General features: G+C 51.3%; 15 protein-coding genes. 6 read left to right on the top strand and 9 right to left on the bottom strand.

All coding sequences use genetic code 11. The features are described from left to right. Positions 1-186 precede the first annotated feature (186 nt). The 3 genes from ACO6UX_RS17830 to ACO6UX_RS17820 form a co-directional block, all read right to left on the bottom strand. Positions 187-3,228, bottom strand: a complete 3,042-nt coding sequence (locus ACO6UX_RS17830) for a hypothetical protein (protein ID WP_422449729.1) — start codon at positions 3,226-3,228, stop codon at positions 187-189. 486 nt (positions 3,229-3,714) lie between these two features. Beyond that, positions 3,715-5,535 (bottom strand): hypothetical protein, encoded by a 1,821-nt coding sequence (locus tag ACO6UX_RS17825; protein ID WP_422449728.1) that lies wholly within the window; start codon positions 5,533-5,535, stop codon positions 3,715-3,717. Continuing rightward, on the bottom strand, positions 5,532-6,692 hold the full coding sequence (locus ACO6UX_RS17820) for a hypothetical protein (protein ID WP_422449727.1): 1,161 nt from the start codon (positions 6,690-6,692) through the stop codon (positions 5,532-5,534). The genes ACO6UX_RS17825 and ACO6UX_RS17820 overlap by 4 nt, the downstream gene beginning before the upstream one ends. A gap of 113 nt (positions 6,693-6,805) precedes the next feature. Between ACO6UX_RS17820 and ACO6UX_RS17815 the strand changes: the two genes are divergently transcribed. Next, complete coding sequence (locus ACO6UX_RS17815; RefSeq protein WP_422449726.1) at positions 6,806-6,937, top strand: hypothetical protein; 132 nt, start codon at positions 6,806-6,808, stop codon at positions 6,935-6,937. 240 nt (positions 6,938-7,177) lie between these two features. On the opposite strand, the gene ACO6UX_RS17810 is transcribed toward ACO6UX_RS17815, so the two are convergent. Both ACO6UX_RS17810 and ACO6UX_RS17805 read right to left on the bottom strand, forming a co-directional pair. Then, positions 7,178-7,660 (bottom strand): hypothetical protein, encoded by a 483-nt coding sequence (locus ACO6UX_RS17810; RefSeq protein ID WP_422449725.1) that lies wholly within the window; start codon positions 7,658-7,660, stop codon positions 7,178-7,180. Beyond that, positions 7,618-8,640, bottom strand: coding sequence for a hypothetical protein (locus ACO6UX_RS17805; protein WP_422449724.1), 1,023 nt, complete (start codon positions 8,638-8,640; stop codon positions 7,618-7,620). Before ACO6UX_RS17805 ends, ACO6UX_RS17810 begins: the two co-directional genes overlap by 43 nt. 133 nt (positions 8,641-8,773) lie before the next feature. On the opposite strand from ACO6UX_RS17805, the gene ACO6UX_RS17800 reads away from it, so the two are divergent. After that, positions 8,774-11,482, top strand: a complete 2,709-nt coding sequence (locus ACO6UX_RS17800; protein ID WP_422449723.1) for an RAP domain-containing protein — start codon at positions 8,774-8,776, stop codon at positions 11,480-11,482. Positions 11,483-11,929: 447 nt separating this feature from the next. Here ACO6UX_RS17800 and ACO6UX_RS17795 read toward each other — a convergent pair whose 3' ends face one another. Then, entirely contained in the window at positions 11,930-12,199 is a 270-nt protein-coding gene (locus ACO6UX_RS17795; RefSeq protein WP_422449722.1) for a hypothetical protein, read from the bottom strand. Between the two features lie 203 nt (positions 12,200-12,402). On the opposite strand from ACO6UX_RS17795, the gene ACO6UX_RS17790 reads away from it, so the two are divergent. From ACO6UX_RS17790 to waaF (ACO6UX_RS17775), 4 genes are all read left to right on the top strand, one after another. Continuing rightward, on the top strand, positions 12,403-12,618 hold the full coding sequence (locus ACO6UX_RS17790) for a hypothetical protein (RefSeq protein WP_422449721.1): 216 nt from the start codon (positions 12,403-12,405) through the stop codon (positions 12,616-12,618). Next, positions 12,597-12,950 (top strand): type II toxin-antitoxin system RelE/ParE family toxin, encoded by a 354-nt coding sequence (locus ACO6UX_RS17785; RefSeq protein ID WP_422449720.1) that lies wholly within the window; start codon positions 12,597-12,599, stop codon positions 12,948-12,950. The genes ACO6UX_RS17790 and ACO6UX_RS17785 overlap by 22 nt, the downstream gene beginning before the upstream one ends. A gap of 498 nt (positions 12,951-13,448) precedes the next feature. Then, on the top strand, positions 13,449-13,934 hold the full coding sequence (waaF, locus tag ACO6UX_RS17780) for a lipopolysaccharide heptosyltransferase II (protein ID WP_422449719.1): 486 nt from the start codon (positions 13,449-13,451) through the stop codon (positions 13,932-13,934). Then, positions 13,867-14,727 carry a lipopolysaccharide heptosyltransferase II gene (waaF, locus tag ACO6UX_RS17775; protein ID WP_422450538.1) on the top strand — a complete coding sequence of 287 codons (861 nt, stop codon included), beginning with the start codon at positions 13,867-13,869 and terminating at the stop codon, positions 14,725-14,727. Before waaF (ACO6UX_RS17780) ends, waaF (ACO6UX_RS17775) begins: the two co-directional genes overlap by 68 nt. 54 nt (positions 14,728-14,781) lie before the next feature. Here the strand turns inward: waaF (ACO6UX_RS17775) and ACO6UX_RS17770 are convergent, their stop codons facing one another. The 3 genes from ACO6UX_RS17770 to ACO6UX_RS17760 form a co-directional block, all read right to left on the bottom strand. Beyond that, positions 14,782-14,964 carry a hypothetical protein gene (locus ACO6UX_RS17770; protein WP_422449718.1) on the bottom strand — a complete coding sequence of 61 codons (183 nt, stop codon included), beginning with the start codon at positions 14,962-14,964 and terminating at the stop codon, positions 14,782-14,784. Positions 14,965-15,733: 769 nt separating this feature from the next. Then, entirely contained in the window at positions 15,734-16,651 is a 918-nt protein-coding gene (locus ACO6UX_RS17765; RefSeq protein WP_422449717.1) for a hypothetical protein, read from the bottom strand. A 96-nt stretch (positions 16,652-16,747) separates the two neighbouring features. Continuing rightward, positions 16,748-17,320 carry a hypothetical protein gene (locus tag ACO6UX_RS17760; RefSeq protein WP_422449716.1) on the bottom strand — a complete coding sequence of 191 codons (573 nt, stop codon included), beginning with the start codon at positions 17,318-17,320 and terminating at the stop codon, positions 16,748-16,750. Positions 17,321-17,432 lie beyond the last annotated feature (112 nt).

Here is a 17,432-nt window from a genome sequence, read left to right as displayed (position 1 = left end):
CTGTAGAGGGAAAACAGGAAGAATCAGCAGCAACCTGATCGTTCTGACATTCTGGTACTATAAAAAGACGACTGTTCAGTGACGGTCGCCTTTTTTAAATGCTCCAATACAGGGGACTGTTTGAATAAATAGGTTACCAACGTTTGTCCAGCTCAGTTACTCTGTCAGTCAGTACCTGGTTCATTATCATACGCTGCTGAGTGCAGGAACTCTCTGCCTGTTCATTCGTTCTCTGATTCCCTGACAACAATGTGATACCGAGTTGACCGCAGCGCTAGCCAGTTCTTTACCACGAGTCAGGGGTTTCTTCGCCAGCTCCTTACCACGCAACCCGTGCCGGTAACCGGTAATCCATAGATAGGTTGAATAGCCGACAATCCCCAATCCGCCCGCTGCCACAAGGGTACCTGTGGTAATGATCGCCGTAGCGGCTGTTGATGCTGTAGCGTCTGCTGACACTGTGGCGGCTGCTAACGCCGCCGCTGTTGACTCTGTAGTGGCCGTCGACGCCGAAGCGGTTGTTGACACTCTAGCGGCATTTACCGGGCAAACATCACCGTACGAAAAATCCAACGCATCCGGAAATTCAGTTCCCGAAGCGCAATTGGCTGTTAACACGCGTGGGTCAGCTTTTTGGCAAAGAAGCTGCTCATTGGATTCAGGTCCCAAAGCGCAATTGGCTGTTAAAACACGTGGGTCAGCTTTTTGGCAAAGAAGCTGCTCATTGGATTCAGGTCCAAAATCCTTTTTCATGATGACATAGCTATTCACCGCCATGGTGTTGGAAACCTTTTCGTTATTGGCAAACTTCCCTGCCCCGATGTCGGCGTATGCACCTTCACCCGAGGTTTCGACCGTGCTGTTCACTGCCGTGGTGTTGGCAACCGTTGCGTTATGGGCAACCTGCCCTACCCCGATGCCGGCGTATGCAGAATTACCCGAGGTTTTGACCGTGCTGTCCACCGCCGTGGTGCAGGCAACCGTTCCTTGATCGTAAACCGCCCCCGCCCCGATGCCGGCGTATGCATTTTCACCCGAGGTTTCGACCGTGCTGTCCACTGCCGTGGTGTTGGCAACCGTTGCAGTTCCGGAAACCTGCCCTCCCCCGATGCCGGCGTATGCTTTTTCACGCGAGGTTTTGACCGTGCTGTTCACCGCCGTGGTGTTGACAACCTTTGCATTTCTGGAAACCATCCCCCCCCCGATGCCGGCTAATGCTGATTTACCCGAGGTTTCGACCGTGCTGTTCACCGCCTTGGTGTTGGCAACCGTTCCTTCTTGGTCAACCCACCCCACTCCAATGCCGGCGTATCCACGTTCACCCGAGGTTTTGACCGTGCTGTTCACCGCCCTGGTGTCGGCAACCTTTCCATCAATCGTCCCCCCCCCGATGCCGGCGAATCCACGTTTACCCAAGGTTTTGACGGTGCTGTTCACCGCCCTGATGTTGGCAACCTTTGCATTTTTGTAAACCCACCCTCCCCCGATGCCGGCGTATGCATTTTCACCCGAGGTTTCGACCGTGCTGTCCACTGCCGTGGTGTTGGCAACCGTTGCAGTTCCGGAAACCTGCCCTCCCCCGATGCCGGCGCATGCTTTTTCACGCGAGGTTTTGACCATGCTGTTCACCGCCGTGGTGTTGGCAACCTTTCCTTGATCGTAAACCGCCCCCACCCCGATGCCGGCGTTTGCATCAGTACTCGAGGTTTCGACCGTGCTGTTCACCGCCGTGGTGTTGGCAACCTTTCCTTGATCGAAAACCGCCCCCACCCCGATGCCGGCGGATGCTGATTTACCCGAGGTTTCGACCGTGCTGTTGTCCACTGCCGTGGTGTTGGCAACCACCGTTGCATTTCCGGAAACCTGCCCTCCCCCGATGCCGGCGTATGCATCAGTACCCGAGGTTTTGACCGTGCTGTTCACCGCCCTGGTGTTGGCAACCGTTCCTACAGTGTCAACCCACCCCCCTCCAATGCCGGCGTGCGCATAAGTACCCGAGGTTTTGACCGTGCTGTTCACCGCCCTGGTGTTGGCAACATTTCCATCAATCACCCCCCCCCCGATGCCGGCGCGTGCATAAAGACCCAAGGTTTCGACCGTGCTTTTCACCGCCGTGGTGTTGGCAACCGTTGCTCCAGGGGCAACCACCCCCACTCCAATGCCGGCGTGTGCAGATTGACCCTTGTTGGTTTTGACCGTGCTGTCCACCGCCGTGGTGTTGGCAACCATTCCTCCATCGTGAACTATCCCCCCCCCGATGCCGGCGTATCCACGTTCACCCGAGGTTTCCACCGCGCTGTCCACCGCCGTGATGTTGGCAACCGTTCCTTTAACCTCCCCTCCCCCAATGCCGGCGTAAGCTTTGTCACCCAAGGTGGAAACATGAGCATTTTTGGCCCGGACACCACTGACTGTGCCATTAATTTCAACAACACAGGCTGCTAACCCAGTCACCTTTGTGGAATTTATTATATTGGCACCAGTCAAGTGAAGGTCACTGATGCGGCCTTTCAGAGTGGCAACAAAACAGTCCGGCAGGTCGCTGATGGTACGGCACTGCCCATCGTACTGCCCGGTGAATGGATCGGTATCATTGCCAATGGATTGAAAGTCTTGAGTGACAACAATATCCGCCGTCTGTTGGTATATACCGTTCATTGGATAGCAGGGATCTCGACCAATCTTGTCCAGGGTTTTCGTATCATTAATCTTTATGGGCATCTTTATGGGTTGTGGACAATCGGCACTGTCATTCGAATTGGCATACTGAAAAAAGCTGGCCAGCGTGCCAAGTGCCAGCAGTCCTCTGGTTCCCTGACTCCCTTGATAGCGGGCTGCAGATGGCTGTTGAAGGGGTACGTCTTGCAGGCCGGGTTCTTTTTCCTGAGCCTCTTCCCCGGTTGCTTTTGATGTCTGTGGTAATTCCGGTTTGACATCCGGACCGGGCACACAGCTACCGAACCAGGCATCGGCAATATCTTTCGCTATGAAAAGCATGGGACTCAACGGCACGATAGTTGCCGTGGCCAGTCGCCCAATACCTTCCAGTGCTTTATCGGGATTAATACTGAAGCGAGGATCTTCCATCGGAATCAATGATTTCACAAATGCTTTAGCAACAGCAACACCATGGCCGAGCCAGGAATGTTCGACGCCATTCCCTGAACATTGGGAAGCGCTGTCATAAATTGGTTGCTGAATGGGTTGCTGAATGGGTTGTTGAATCATAAACAAGCCTCGATGATGTTGCATAAAAGTACATTGGAAATATGTACAAAAAATACTTGGCATCATTGATCCATCCAGTGATGTAAAAGTTCCCGGGTTATGTTTTTTTCTTAATACAAAAAACTGACTTCACGTGGCCTAACCATCCGCTTCCCGCACTCTACGGATGAGAAAGTCCATATCCAGAGCGTTGCCAGGTTCTGGGATCTGCTGGTGGCTACCCTGAAAGCGGTTCCGGAAGCGTAATGCGATGGTTGCCCTATGTTTGTGACAGCGCCTAAGCGGAACAGATTGATGAACTCTGTAGAGGGAAAACAGGAAGAATCAGCAGCAACCTGATCGTTCTGACATTCTGGTACTATAAAAAGACGACTGTTCAGTGACGGTCGCCTTTTTTAAATGCTCCAATACAGGGGACTGTTTGAATAAATAGGTTACCAACGTTTGTCCAGCTCAGTTACTCTGTCAGTCAGTACCTGGTTCATTTCATACGCTGCTGAGTGCAGGAACTCTCTGCCTGTTCATTCGTTCTCTGATTCCCTGACAACCATGTGATACCGAGTTGACCGCAGCGCTAGCCAGTTCTTTACCACGAGTCAGGGGTTTCTTCGCCAGCTCCTTACCACGCAACCCGTGCCGGTAACCGTTAATCCATTGATAGGTTGAATAGCCGACAATCGCCAATCCGCCCGCTGCCACAAGTGTACCTGTGGTAATGAGCGCTGTAACGGCTGTTGATGCTGTAGCGGCTGTTGATGCTGTAGCGGCTGTTGATGCTGTAGCGGCTGTTGATACTCTAGCGTCTGTTGACACTATGGCGGCTGCTGACGCCGCCGCGGTTGACTCTGTCGCGGCAGTTGACGCCGAAGCGGTTGTTGACACTGTAGCGGCATTTACCGGGCAAACATCACCGTACGAAAAATCCAACGCATCCAGAAATTCAGTTCCCGAAGCGCAATTGGCTGTTAACACACGAGGGTCAGCTTTTTGGCAAAGAAGCTGCTCATTGGATTCCTGTCCAAAAGCGCAATTGGCTGTTAACACGCGTGGGTCAGCTTTTTGGCAAAGAAGCTGCTCATTGGATTCAGGTCCAAAATTCTTTTTCATGATGACATAGCTATTCACCGCCGTGGTGTTGGTAACCTTTCCTCCATCACGAACCTCCCCTCCTTCGATGCCGGCGTATGCATATTTACCCGAGGTTTCGACCGTGCTGTTCACCGCCGTGGTGTTGGCAACCGTTCCTCCATTGGAAACCAGCCCTCCCCCGATGCCGGCGTATGCATATTTACCCGAGGTTTCGACCTTGCTGCCCACCGCCGTGGTGTTGCCAACCTTTCCTCCATTGTGAACCAGGCCCACCCCGATGCCGGCGCATGCAACTTCACCCGAGGTTTCGACCGTGCTGTTCACCACCGTGGTGTTGGCGACCGTTGCTCCATTGGTAACCTGCCCTACCCCAATGCCTGCGTGTGCATATTTACCCGAGGTTTCGATCGTGCTGTCCACCGCCGTGGTGCAGGCAACCGTTCCTTGATCGTAAACCGCCCCTCCCCCGATACCTGCGCATGCACGTTCACCCGAGGTTTCGGCCCTGCTGTTCACCGCCGTGGTGTTGGCGACCGTTGCTCCATTGGTAACCTGCCCTACCCCAATGCCTGCGTGTGCATATTTACCCGAGGTTTCGACCGTGCTGTCCACCGTCGTGGTGCAGGCAACCGTTCCTTGATCGTAAACCGCTCCCCCCCCGATGCCTGCGCATGCACGTTCACCCGAGGTTTCGGCCCTGCTGTTCACCGCCGTGGTGTTGGCAACCTTTCCTCCATCGGTAACCTGCCCTACCCCAATGCCGACGTGTGCATTTTTACCCGAGGTTTCGACCGTGCTGTCCACCGCCGTGGTGCAGGCAACCGTTCCTTGATCGAAAACCGCCCCTCCCCCGATGCTTGCGAATGCACCTTCACCCAAGGTTTCGACCGTGCTGTTCACCGCCGTGGTGTTGGCAACCGATCCTCCATAGGTAACCTGCCCTCCCCCGATGCAGGCGTATGCACCTACACCCGAGGTTTTGACCTTGCTGTTCACCGCCGTGGTGCAGGCAACCGTTCCGTTTTTAACAACCCCCCCCCCGATGCAGGCGTATGCATAATTACCCGAGGTTTCGACCGTACCGTTCACCGCCGTGGTGTTGGCAACCTTTCCTTTGAAAATCATCCCCCCCCCGACGCCGGCGTGTGCATCTTTACCCGAGGTTTCGACCGTGCTGTTCACCGCCGTGGTGTTGGCAACCGTTCCTTTGACAATCACCCCCCCCCGATGCCGGCGTATGCACGTTCACCCTTGTTGGTTTTGACCGTGCTGTTCACCGCAGTGGTGTTGGCAACCATTCCGGAAACCCACCCCCCTCCGATGCCGACGTATGCACGTTCACCCGAGGTTTCTACCCTGCTGTCCACCGCCGTGGTGTTGGCAACCATTCCTCCATCGTGAACCAGCCCCCCCCCGATGCCGGCGTATGCACGTTCACCCGAGGTTTCGACCGTGCTGTCCACCGCCGTGATGTTGGCAACCGTTCCTTTAATCTCCCCTCCCCCAATGCCCGCGTAAGCTTTGTCACCCCAGGTGGAAATACGAGCATTTTTGGCCCGGACACCACCGACTGTGCCATTAATTTCAACAACACAGGCTGCTAACCCAGTCACCTTTGTGGAATTTATTATATTGGCACCAGTCAAGTGAAGGTCACTGATGCTGCCTTTCAGAGTGTCAACAAGACAGTCAGGCAGGTCGCTGATAGTACGGCACTGCCCATCGTACTGCCCGGTGAATGGATCGGTATCACTGCCAATGGATTGATAGTCTTGAGTGACAACAATATCCGCCGTCTGTTGGTATGCACCGTTCAGTGGATAGCTATCATTTCGGCCAATCATGCCCAGGGTTTTTGCATCATAAATCTTTATGGGTATTGAACCATTGGCACTGGCATTCGAATTGGCATACTGAAAAGAGCTGGCCAGTGTGCCAAGTGCAAGCAGTCCTCTGGATCCCTGACTCCCTTGATAGCGGGCCGTGGATGGCTGTTGAAGGGGTACGTCTTTCGAGCCGGGTTCTTTTTCCTGAGCCTCTTCCCCGGTTGCTTTTGATGTCTGTGGTAATTCCGGTTTGACATCCGGACCGGGCACACAGCTACCGAACCAGGCATCGGCAATATCTTTCGCTATGAAAAGGATGGGACTCAACGGCACGATAGTTGCCGTGGCCAGTCGCCCAATACCTTCCAGTGCTTTATCGGGATTAATACTGAAGTGAGGATCTTCCATCGGAATCAATGATTTCACAAATGCTTTAGCAACAGCAATGCCATGGCCGAGCCAGGAATGTTCGACGCCATTCCCGGAACGTTGGGAAGCGCTGTCATAAATTGGTTGCTGAATGGACTGCTGAATAGGTTGCTGAATCATAAACAGGCCTCGATGATGTTGCATAAAAGTACATTGGAAATATGTACAAAAAATACTTGGCATCATTGATCCATCCAGTGATGGAAAAGTTCCCGGGTTATGTTTTTTTCTTAATGCAAAAACTGACTTCACGTGGCCTAACCATCCGCTTCCCGCACTCTCCGGATGAGAAAGTCCATATCCAGAGCGTTGCCAGGTTCTGGGATCTGCTGGTGGCTACCCTGAAAGCGGTTCCGGAAGCGTAATGCGATGGTTGCCCTATGTTTGTGACAGCGCCTAAGCGGAACAGATTGATGAACTCTGTAGAGGGAAAACAGGAAGAATCAGCAGCAACCTGATCGTTCTGACATTCTGGTGCTATAAAAAGACGACTGTTCAGTGACGGTCGCCTTTTTTAAATGCTCCAATACAGGGGACTGTTTGAATAAATAGGTTACCAACGTTTGTCCAGCTCAGTTACTCTGTCAGTCAGTACCTGGTTCATTTCATACGCTGCTGAGTGCAGGAACTCTCTGCCTGTTCATTCGTTCTCTGATTCCCTGACAACCATGTGATACCGAGTTGACCGCAGCGCTAGCCAGTTCTTTACCACGAGTCAGGGGTTTCTTCGCCAGCTCCTTACCACGCAACCCGTGCCGGTAACCGGTAATCCATTGATAGGTTGAATAGCCGACAATCCCCAATCCGCCCGCTGCCACAAGTGTACCTGTGGTAATGAGCGCTGTAGCGGCTGTTGATGCTGTAGCATCTGTTGACACTGTGGCGGCATTTACCGGGCAAACATCACCGTAAGAAAAATCCAACGCATCCGGAAATTCAGTTCCCGAAGCGCAATTGTCTGTTAACACACGTGGGTCAGCTTTTTGGCAAAGAAGCTGCTCATTGGATTCAGGTCCTAAATCCTTTTTCATGATGATATAGCTATTCACCGCCGTGGTGTTGGCAACCACTCCTCCATCGTGAACCATCCCCCCCCGATGCCGGCGTATCCACGTTCACCCGAGGTTTCCACCGTGCTGTCCACCGCCGTGATGTTGGCAACCGTTCCTCTAACCTCCCCTCCCCCAATGCCGACGTAAACGTTGTCACCCAAAGTGGAAATAAGAGCATTTTTGGCCCGGACACCCATGACGGTGCCATTAATATCAACAACACAGGCTGCTAACCCAGTCACCTTTGTGGAATTTATTATATTGGCACCAGTCAAGCGAAGGTCACTGATGTTGCCATTCAGAGTGTCAACAAAACAGTCAGGCAGGTCGCTGATGGTACGGCACTGCCCATCGTACTGCCCGGTGAATGGATCGGTATCATTGCCAATGGATTGATAGTCTTGAGAGGCAACAATATCCGCCGTCTGTTGGTATGTGCCGTCCAGTGGATAGCAGGGATCTCGACCAATCTTGTCCAGGGTTTTCGTATCATTAATCTTTATGGGCATCTTTATGGGTTGTGGACAATCGGCATTGGCATCCGAATTGGCATAGTGAAAGGAGCTGGCCAGCGTACCAAGTGCAAGCAGTCCTCTGGATCCCTGACTCCCTTGATAGCGGGCCGTGGATGGCTGTTGAAGGGGTACGTCTTTCGAGCCGGGTTCTTTTTCCTGAGCCTCTTCCCCGGTTGCTTTTGATGTCTGTGGTAATTCCGGTTTGGCATCAGGCCCGGGCAAACAGCTGCCGAACCACGCATCAGCAATATCTTTCGCTATGAAAAGGATGGGACTCAACGGCACGATAGTTGCCGTGGCCAGTCGCCCAATACCTTCCAGTGCTTTATCGGGATTAATACTGAAGTGAGGATCTTCCATCGGAATCAATGATTTCGCAAATGCTTTAGCAACAGCAACGCCATGGCCGAGCCAGGAATGTTCGACGCCATTCCCTGAACATTGGGAAGCGCTGTCATAAATTGGTTGCTGAATGGACTGCTGAATAGGTTGCTGAATCATAAACATCTTGCCGATTTATCTCGGCACACTAAGCGCCAATCAAACCAGAGTTTATAGACATTTCAGCAAGATGAACTATAAACAGTACAGTAGTCTACTTTTTATATTTTTTATGAATTAATGAAATATAATTATGGATAGAGACACTGTTGGTATAAGTTGGAAATACACGACATCAGGTAATAATTATAAGCAACCGGATAATCATGCCGATACTGCAAGAAGTGGGCGATACAGGCATGGCACAGTCAGGCAGGCAAATACTCCACTCCCCTCTATCCCAATGCGTAATGAATTTTATCATACTTCTGACGCATGTTCTGCTCACTATTCACCAAAACATTCAGTAAAACCTGTTTATGATTTTAATGCTCTTATCACACAAAAAAAAATGGATTGGCTGGTAAGGATATCTGCTCGTTATGGTGATCGGTATGATGGTAAAAAACATGGTCAATTTGCCAGTTCAATTAAACAATACACATCAGCGTCAAAACGCCCTTTACATCATAGTGAACAATGTCAACTGATACGATTGTTGCATGATTTTAAAGCGACACCCGGGTGGGCTTGGCAAAGCCTGACGACAACGCTTCATTCATTTACTTCAGCGGGTGTTTTTACCCCTTATAAATACACAGATGAGTGGGTTAAGAAAACTCAAGCTGCTTTACTGTCAACTTTACTTGATCCAATAATACTTAAGTGCAATCAAAAACCTGAAGCCAGGGATATTGATGCACAAGGTATCGCCAACCTGCTGTGGGCCGTAGCGAAACTGGTGGACAACGGGCTGGCGCTGGAGAAGACACCGAGGCTAAAAGCGGCCGTGGCCGCGCTGTTGCCCCATGTAAAAACCAAAGCCGAATCAAAAGAAGAAAAAGACCATTTCAAGCCACAGGAAGTCGCCAACCTGCTGTGGGCCGTGACGAAACTGGTGGACAACGGGCTGGAGCTGGAGAAGACACCGAAGCTTATAGAGGCCGTGGCCGCACTTTTGCGCCATGTAAAAACCAAAGCCGAATCAAAAGAAGAGAAGGACCACTTTAATCCTCAGCATATCGCCAACCTGCTGTGGGCTGTGGCGAAACTGGTGGACAACGGGCTGGCGCTGGAGAAGACACCGAAGCTCAAAGAGGCCGTGGCTGCGCTGTTGCCCCATGTGAAAACCAAAGCCGAATCAAAAAAAGAGAATGACCACTTCAACACTCAAGGTACCGCTAACCTGCTGTGGGCCGTGGCGAAACTGGTGGACAACGGGCTGGCGCTGGAGAAGACACCGAAGCTCAAAGCGGCCGTGGCCGCGTTGTTGTGCCATGTAACAACCAAAGCCAAATCAAAAGAAGAGCAAGACCACTTCAACACTCAAGGTACTGCCAACCTGCTGTGGGCCTTGGCGACACTGGTGGACAACGGGCTGGCGCTGGAGAAGACACCGAAGCTCAAAGAGGCCGTGGCCGTGCTGTTGTACCATGTGAAAACCAAAGCCGAGTCAAAAGAAGAGAAAGACCACTTTATTTCTCAGCATATCGCCAACCTACTGTGGGCGGTGGCGAAACTGGTGGACAATGGGCTGGCTCTGGAGAAGACACCGAAGCTCAAAGACGCCGTGGCTGCGCTGTTGCCCCATGTGAAAACCAAAGCCGAATCAAAAAAAGAGAATGACCACTTGATTCCTCAGCATATCGCCAACCTGCTGTGGGCGGTGGCGAAACTGGTGGACAACGGGCTGGCGCTGGATAAAACACCGAAGCTCAAAGAGGCCGTGGCCGCGCTGTTGCCCCTTGTGAAAACCAAAGCCGGATCAAAAGAAGAGAAAGAGCACTTCAACACTCAAGCTACCGTCAACCTGCTGTGGGCCGTGGTGACACTGGTGGACAACGGGCTGGAGCTGGAGAAGACAGCGAAGCTCAAAGAAGCCCTGGCCGCGCTGTTGTACCATGTGACAGCCAAAGCCGAATCAAAAGAAGAGAAAGACCTCTTTTTTCCTCAGCATATCGCCAACCTGCTGTGGGCCGTGGCGAAACTGGGTGAGGCCATTGAGCTGAACCTGGTTCAATCTACGTTCGATTCTCTTGTGGACAGAATCATTGAAAACCCTCAACTCTCTGAGCAAGAGATATCGATATCTCTCTGGGGAGTCATGGTATTCTGTGCCAGATTTTATCTGGACTCAGGTAGCAATGATAAAAACCCGCTTGAAAAGCACATAGGTGAACTATTTTCTCGCCTGGAAATTACATCCCCGGGCAATACAGAGGGTCGAACCGTCATTGCCATGGCCGCAAATTGGCTTGGGAGATCGTGTCCGGTTACCCCCCATTACCGGACAACCATTTCTCAACCTCAATCCACCTTCCACAATCAACTCCAATCAAGCCTTCCGTCTTTGAAGATTGAAGAAGAAAAAAGTCTGAACTCATTACCTCCGGTTGACCTGCTTCTGCCAGATTACAGCATGGTTATCGACGTTCAGGGACCTTCTCATTACGTGGATGGTGATTTCAAAACCAGGAATGGTTCGACTTTACTGAAAATCGCCCTGCTGCAAAAATTAGGATTTGAGGTCATTGAAATCCCGGTGAACAAGCTTGCTAACCACAATTCAATGAAAATAGTGATTGATCAAATAAGGACAAGGTTAGCCGTCCCGCCAGAGGCCCATGGCTCTGTGTCACTTAACAGCGGCGAGGTGTCAGCAGATGAGGCATACGTTACTGCCGATGAAGGAGGGCAATTCTCAGATGACTGTTACTTTACCGCCGAAGAACATGTAGAAGAGCAAACAGATAAACCAAAAAAGAGAAAAAGGAAGAGAAAAGAAGCCAGTAAAAACTCATAATTGGGATAATGATCGGAGAAAGTTTCAGGGCTTCGGCACACACAAAACCAAAGGAAGCGCATACAGCTCCTACCTCGAGTATTTAACGTCAAACCGTTGCTCCGGCCATGGACGAAGAACTTTTACTTTAGGCAACACAGTGTTGAGATAGTCTTTGATCTTGCTCAATGTCGCTCGCATTCGCTCTTTGCTGGTTCGTCTGACAATGTTGAATTTCCCCTGCTTCGACTAATAAATATTTGATTTCATTTGGTTAACTACTTAATAGCGGCGATATCACCGATCCCTGTGGCATCCCCCTTATGCTTCGAACTCTGTAGAGGGAAAACAGGAAGCATCAGCAGCAACCTGATCGTTCTGACATTCTGGTGCTATGAAAAGGCGACTGTTCAGTGACGGTCGCCTTTTTTAAATGCTCCAATACAGGGGACTGTCTGAATACATAAGTTACAAACGTTTGTGCAGCTCAGTTACTCTTTCAGTCAGTATCTGGCTCATTTCATGGTCTGGTTTCTGTGTAGGAACTCTCTGCCTGTTCACTCGTTCCCTGGCTTCCTGAATACCCTGTGATACCGAGTTGACCGCAGCGCTTGCCAGTTCTTTACCACGAGTCAGTGGTTTAATCGCCAGCGCCTGGCCACGCACCCCCTTGCCGGTAACCGGTAATCCACTGATAGCTTGAATAGCCGACAATCCCCAATCCACCCGCTGCCACAAGGGTACCTAATCCTGAAATTCAGTTCTGATAGAGCAATTGGCTATTAACACTCGTGGGTCTGCATTTTGGCAACGAAGATGATAATTAGAGTCAGAGGGATAATTCGCACGATGAAAAACCTGACCCTGAGCCTCCAGGCTTGTCCAAAGGCTATCAGCCAGCAATAATTAAAACACCATAGATAGCCCCGAGGCAGCAGCACATGAAAGATACTGAGACGAAAATGCAGGATATGCTGAAGCAGGAAATCGAAAAAATACCAAGCGAACACCTTCCTGCCCTGCTGACCATTGTCTACAGCTTCCGCAAAAGTGTTGCCTTAGGGAGTGCAGAAGGCTCATTTGAACAGGGGTGGAAAGAGGTTTCCAGCGGTGATTACCAGCCACTGGATGACTTATGGAAAGGGCTGGATCATTGATAAAGCTCTATTATACGCCCGAATTCAAACGGTCACTGGGCAAGCTGTTAAAAAAATATCACAGCTTGCGTGAAGACCTGAAACCCCTGTTGACTGGACTTACGGCGGGGAAAACCCCGGGGGATAGGCTACAGGTTTCGGGAGCAGTTTTATACAAAGCCAGGATCAGAAACCGTGATGCCAGTCGTGGTAAAAGCGGTGGTTACCGAGTAATTTATTACTTGAAAACGAAAGCGAAAACCATCCTGGTCACCATTTACAGTAAGTCTGACCAGGCTGACATTAAGATAGAAAAGGTTCAAAACATTATTGATCGCTATTTAAAAAAATAGCTATATGGTTTCGTACTTTTTTATAATTCTACAACCAACGACGTTGGTTATGCATAATAGAAGACCTAATGGAATGGTCCGCCCCGCTCCCAAAACGGCTTCAAATTGGTTGCTGAATGGACTGCTGAATAGGTTGCTGAATCATAAACAGGCCTCGATGATGTTGCATAAAAGTACATTGGAAATGTGTACAAAAAAACACTTGGCATCATTGATCCATCCAGTGATGTAAAAGTTCCCGGGTTATGTTTTTTTCTTAATGCCAAAAACTGACTTCACTGACGATGCTCTGCACAAGTACTTTCAGTAAGGCGTGGTTTCTTGCTCTCATCGTCTGGCTGCAACAGCTGTACAGCCCTCCCCTTTCAAGCTGTTGACCAGTTCAGCCCATCCAGGCTCTCCGCCCCCGGAGGGTCTTACTCATTAACCGGTCACTTTTTACCTGCGTAAACAGCGCTTATAATTCCCTCCCATTCACTGTAAGGAATTCCAGACGGGATGAAATATCTGATCGTCGGTCCCTCATGGGTAGGGGACATGGTAATGGCACAAACGCTGTTCATTGCCCTGAAACAACAACACCCTGATGCCATCATCGATGTACTCGCTCCCGCCTGGAGCCTGCCGATCATTGAGCGCATGCCTGAAGTTCGCAGGGGTATTGATATGCCCCTGGGTCATGGCAAACTGGGACTTAAAGCCCGCTACCAGCTGGGCAAAATCCTGAGGGCGGAAGGCTACACACACGCCATCGCCTTACCCAACTCGTTCAAATCAGCACTGGTGCCTCTCTGGGCCAACATCAGGCACCGTATTGGCTGGCGCGGCGAAATGCGCTACGGGCTATTGAACGACATTCGCAGGCTGGATAAAAGTCAGTACCCACTGATGGTGGAACGGTTAACGGTTTGTCGCCCTGGCCTATCCGGAGGGTGCTTCACTACCGGAGCTCCTGCCGATTCCTGCGCTTCAGGTAAACAGTAATACCGCCAGCAAAGTCCCTGGCCGCTACCACCTGCACACCGACAGGCCCATTCTGGCACTGTGCCCGGGTGCTGAGTTTGGCCCCTCCAAGCAGTGGCCAACCGGTTACTACGCCGAAGTGGCACGCTCCCTTGCTGAACAGGGATGGCAGGTTTGGCTGTTTGGCTCAGCCAAAGATCAAGCGGTCACCGCTGAAATAAAAAGCTGCCTGCCTGATGCATTGCAGCAGCACTGCCATAACATGGCCGGTGAAACATCGCTGGCGGATGCCATCGACCTGCTCTCCTTTGCCAGCGCTGTGGTCAGTAATGACTCTGGCCTGATGCATATAGCGGCGGCCCTGAATCGGCCCCTGGTGGCGGTTTACGGGTCAACGTCGACCGATCATACGCCGCCAATGAACAAAAACAGTGAAACACTGTCTATGAAGCTGGATCGAAAGCTGGACAGCCACCTGGCAGAATTACTGATGCACCTGTTCAAATGGCAGTACCAGCCCCAAAAACGGGAATATGGCCATAGCTGGGAAAACAGCATCCGGGCACACCGAAAACAAACCAAAGACCTGATGGAGAAATACCCAAGCCTGGAGGCAAAAATTATAAGTGACTGGGAAGGCATCTTTGAATCTGCCCTTCGAGCAGCAATCATCGACACCGACATGTCAAAAGAAGATTTCCCGGAGAATTGTCCATGGACCTTTGACCAGATCATGCAGGAGGACTGGCTCCCTTCAAAGCTCAGCCATGGCGCTGGCCAAAATCACGGCAGTGACTGTATCGGTACCTTCTAACTCAAACCTGCTGGCCATGCATATAAATGATAGGGGTCATTGAACATCAGCTCCTTACCGGAGAAGCCCACCGCTCCGCCGCCGGGCAGCACCACCATCCCTTGCAGATTGCTGGGAGGCGTGAAGGCTGCCATTAGTTAAACGACAATCAACCGCTGCTTCTGACTGAGTATCATCCAGAAGATGGCTATCCAGCCTGAGAACCTCGCCGGTAAAGGAAGTGATGTCGATTTTCATGGTCACTTACCAAACGTGTCGGGCCGCGCAGGTGCAGAGCGCTCCGTAGGGCGGCCCCCCGCCTGCGGAGTTCGTGTGAGACCCGGTACAAAAAAGCGCTAATACCCACACAGCCACCCCCCTCGTTCCCATGCAGGCCCTATGGGTCGGGAATGCATACCGGAGCCTGCCAGATATAAAACATTCTGTTTATGTCCGGAATCATGAGTGTTTAATGGAGACCCACAAGAGGCCCGGTATGCATTCCCATGGGGGACCGTGGGAACGAGGGGAAAACCAGTTACTGTACTTCACTTGCTTGAAATTCTCACCGGGCGGTAGTGGCACTCCGCCGGGTCTTTGAACTTATCCTGAGGATTTTCTGGCTCTGAAAATCCTGAACATCAGGGCGTGACCAACGTCGTATTTTCTGTGACTTTTTCAAAATAGGCATAACGTCTTTAGCATTCTGAGCTATGTTGTTTCCCAAAAATTTGAATCAGCAAATAAATATTGGTGTTTATCTCTTATTCGCTGATTTACACGACACAGGATATTTTTGAGTAAAAGCTTTCGAAGTATTGATGAGGTAGTAATGTTGATACAGCCACCGACCGTGCCCAGAAGCGGCACTGTCAGCGATTCCCGACTTGCAACAATACCATCTACAGAGCCACAGGGACGATGGGGCAGTTTGGATGTATCCAGGAAGTCTGGGGTGTTACCGTTTTTAACGCGGGACGGAACCCAGGAAAACGACAACGATAAAATAAAAGACACACAACAGAACTCATCGCAGCAGCATCGTAAACCGACAAGCACAGCGCCCGGGTCTTGTCATCTGCCCAATGCGGCGGCGGTGCTGGGGGCGCTGTCCGGTCTTGCTGCTTTCGGCCTGGCAGCATCGGCCACCTGTGGCAGCGAGCCGATTGAGGTGGCGGATGCCGAAATCCTGGGCATGATTGGCCGTAACGAGAGCTTTCCACGCAATTGCACTTACCGGCAAACTGTTCCGTGTATTGATGGTAGCCAATTGCAATCCATCGGTAATGATAGCCATCCGTTTACCGGCATCTTCCATGGCGAAAATCGTACCATCGGTAATCTCAGACATTGCCTGATAAAAAAACTGGCCGGTGGAGGCAGTGTCGATAGCCTGCGCTTTACTAATGCCAATATAACGTCCACAGGCCCGGCCGCAGTGGTGGCCTGTGAAATTTCTGGTAATGCCATGATCAGTAATATCCGGGTTGAAAATGCTCATGTAAGTACTTCGGGTAATGGAGCCTATGGGGGGGTTATTGCAGGAAAGGTCCAAGAAGGCGGAACCGTTGCTAACACGACGGCCGTGGACTGTAACATCACGACCGACAAAGATTCTGATTCTGGAAGCGCGGGTATCGGGGCAGGGTACGTTGAGGCTGGCACGGTTGCTAACACGATAGCGGTTGACTGCCACGTTGAAACCGGAGGCAAAAAGTCTTATGCCGCTATTGGAGTGGGACATGTTTTGACCGGAGGTAACATTGACAACACCAGGGCCGAGAACTGCACGGTGGTAACGACCGGCAGCGAGGCCAGCGCAGGCATCGGGAGTGGGTACGCAGGCATCGGTGTGTTTAAGAATACTGTTAAAAATACTATGGCAAAGAACTGTACAGTTGAAACATCCGGTCATAAGGCAAATGCCGCTATTGGAGTGGGACATGTTTTGACCAGAGGAATCGTTACCAACACCAAGGCACTGGACTCCACAGTCAAAACCTCGAATAGTGCAACATCGGGTGGGAGCGCCGCTATTGGCTCAGGCGTTGTTGAAGGAGGAAATGTTGCCGACACGAGAGCGGTTCACTGTCGCGTTGAAACAATGAGCGATAATGCAAATGCCGCTGTTGGAGCGGGAAGCATTTTCGGTGGAAAAGTTACCAACACCAGGGCACAGAACTGCACGGTGGTAACTTCTGGTAATCATGGCTATGCGGGTATCGGCGGGGGAAATTCTATTGAGTCCGATGTTACTGACACCACGGCAATGGACAGCATAGTGACAACATCTGGAGATAATAGTTTTGCCGGCATCGGCGGGGGATGGTTTAGAGGTGGCACCGTGACTGGCACCACAGCAGTGAACTGCAATGTTACAGCAAACGGTACCGATGCCAGCGCGGGTATCGGGGGTGGGCAGGTTGAGAAGAAGGGTACTGTTACTAATACTGTGGCAGAGAATTGTCACGTCAAAACATCGAAGAAAAATGCCTTTGCCGGTATTGGCGCGGGTAAAGTCGATAAAGGAGGAAAAGTTACTAGCACGACGGCAGTGCACTGCAACGTCACTACCAAAAATGAGTTTGGCCAAGCCGGTATTGGAGCGGGACATATTTATAGTGACAGCTTCGTTTCACTCACCACAGCGTTGGACTGCACAATCATAACCGAAGGGCATTGGGCAGATGCGGGCATCGGAGCCGGAGCTGCTTATAATAGCATCG

This window comes from Endozoicomonas sp. ALB091 (assembly GCF_049310265.1).
Lineage (GTDB): Bacteria > Pseudomonadota > Gammaproteobacteria > Pseudomonadales > Endozoicomonadaceae > Endozoicomonas.
This window is presented reverse-complemented; position numbering and strand designations above follow the sequence as displayed.

What these genes read in the sequence shown, in the direction of transcription:
- ACO6UX_RS17830 (WP_422449729.1), bottom strand. Translation starts at nt 3,228, where the DNA reads ATGATTCAACAACCCATTCAGCAACCCATTCAGCAACCAATTTATGAC.
- ACO6UX_RS17820 (WP_422449727.1), bottom strand. Translation starts at nt 6,692, where the DNA reads ATGATTCAGCAACCTATTCAGCAGTCCATTCAGCAACCAATTTATGAC.
- ACO6UX_RS17815 (WP_422449726.1), top strand. Translation starts at nt 6,806, where the DNA reads ATGCAAAAACTGACTTCACGTGGCCTAACCATCCGCTTCCCGCACTCT.
- ACO6UX_RS17810 (WP_422449725.1), bottom strand. Translation starts at nt 7,660, where the DNA reads ATGGTTCACGATGGAGGAGTGGTTGCCAACACCACGGCGGTGAATAGC.
- ACO6UX_RS17805 (WP_422449724.1), bottom strand. Translation starts at nt 8,640, where the DNA reads ATGATTCAGCAACCTATTCAGCAGTCCATTCAGCAACCAATTTATGAC.
- ACO6UX_RS17800 (WP_422449723.1), top strand. Translation starts at nt 8,774, where the DNA reads ATGGATAGAGACACTGTTGGTATAAGTTGGAAATACACGACATCAGGT.
- ACO6UX_RS17790 (WP_422449721.1), top strand. Translation starts at nt 12,403, where the DNA reads ATGAAAGATACTGAGACGAAAATGCAGGATATGCTGAAGCAGGAAATC.
- ACO6UX_RS17785 (WP_422449720.1), top strand. Translation starts at nt 12,597, where the DNA reads ATGGAAAGGGCTGGATCATTGATAAAGCTCTATTATACGCCCGAATTC.
- waaF (WP_422449719.1), top strand. Translation starts at nt 13,449, where the DNA reads ATGAAATATCTGATCGTCGGTCCCTCATGGGTAGGGGACATGGTAATG.
- ACO6UX_RS17770 (WP_422449718.1), bottom strand. Translation starts at nt 14,964, where the DNA reads ATGAAAATCGACATCACTTCCTTTACCGGCGAGGTTCTCAGGCTGGAT.
- ACO6UX_RS17765 (WP_422449717.1), bottom strand. Translation starts at nt 16,651, where the DNA reads ATGTCCCACTCCAATAGCGGCATTTGCCTTATGACCGGATGTTTCAAC.
- ACO6UX_RS17760 (WP_422449716.1), bottom strand. Translation starts at nt 17,320, where the DNA reads ATGTCCCGCTCCAATACCGGCTTGGCCAAACTCATTTTTGGTAGTGAC.